Genomic DNA, 381 nt, shown 5'->3' with positions numbered 1-381 from the left:
GAGGGCAAGAAGCGCATGAAGATGGTCGGTTCCGTCGAGGTGCCGCAGGAGGCCTTGATCGCCGCGCTCAGCCAGGGCGAGTCGGCGGAGAAGAAGAAGTGAGCAAGCCCGGTTACGTTCCGGGTGCGACGTCCGGCCAGCCGTCGGAGGGCGCGGGGGAGCACCCGCAGGTCGGGCCGCGCCCACTCGCACGCACGCGCTCGTTCACGCGCCGCGGCGGCCTGATGCCGGAGCGTCACCATCGTGCGCTGAGTGACAACGGTGAGCAGTACGTCCTCGACGTTCCCCGCAAGCCGGGGACGACCGAGCCCGTCGATGGTTTCCGGCTCGACATCGCCGAGGTGTTCGGACGCCGGGCGAAGCTCGTCGTCGAGATCGGTT

Annotated in this window: 1 protein-coding gene; it reads left to right on the top strand. The window is 69.3% G+C overall.

Going from position 1 to position 381, the window contains the following annotated elements; translation table 11 throughout:
• Positions 1 to 98 precede the first annotated feature (98 nt).
• Positions 99 to 381 (top strand): hypothetical protein (locus tag GO615_RS30195; protein WP_211167464.1); only part of this gene is annotated, 283 nt, incomplete at its 3' end.

The sequence above is a fragment of the Aromatoleum evansii genome, assembly GCF_012910805.1.
GTDB lineage: Bacteria > Pseudomonadota > Gammaproteobacteria > Burkholderiales > Rhodocyclaceae > Aromatoleum > Aromatoleum evansii.
The sequence above is the reverse complement of the archived record's forward strand: the minus strand, read 5'-3'. Positions and strand labels throughout refer to the sequence as shown.